The organism is Blautia sp. MB18-30 (assembly GCF_023669475.1).
In the GTDB taxonomy this organism is placed as follows: Bacteria; Bacillota; Clostridia; order Lachnospirales; family Lachnospiraceae; genus Blautia_A; species Blautia_A fusiformis.
The window spans coordinates 1-599 of sequence record NZ_JAMOYY010000103.1; the positions used below are offsets into that span (position 1 = coordinate 1).

Here is a 599-nt window from a genome sequence, read left to right on the forward strand (position 1 = left end):
GTTATAGCATGTCTTTGGTTAAAATATGAAACCGCAACCATGGAATATTGGATGATATTAACGGTATTTATTGTTATTGCTTTATTAACAGATCTTGTTGCAAGTAGATTTGCGAAAAAAGTGTCATTTAATGGTATTAAATTAAAAAGTTCATGTGAAAGTACTTTTATGAGTAAACATGAAAAGAGATTTAATATTATATGTGTGTTTGCAGCAATGTACTCCGTCACTCATTTTATTTATTTAGCAGGTGGATTTCCGAAGATGTACTATGTTGTACAAGAACAATTTCAAAATCAATATTCGGCTGGATTGAATTTTTATATTCGGCTATTTATGATGATTGCAACAGCATATTATTTAGGATGTGCTAAGATATCCAAAAAAAACATTCTTCTAGGGTTGCTTTGTTTAATTCCAAATATACTTACATTTGTAAAGGGTATTGTATTTATTCCATGTTTAGCCAGTATTTTATTGAGATTAAAAAATGGAGATATAAAAATTTCACTAAAAGCTGGAATTACAATTGTTTTTGTGGGAATTATGGTATTTTTTGGTGTATATTTAGTTGAAATGAGTGTTTATGATCCGGATAT

At 28.4% G+C, this 599-nt stretch carries 1 protein-coding gene; it reads left to right on the forward strand.

Going from position 1 to position 599, the window contains the following annotated elements; all coding sequences use genetic code 11:
* Nucleotides 1-39 precede the first annotated feature (39 nt).
* Nucleotides 40-599: DUF6337 family protein (locus tag NCY57_RS16725; RefSeq protein ID WP_250789883.1), on the forward strand; the 560-nt coding region annotated here is incomplete at its 3' end.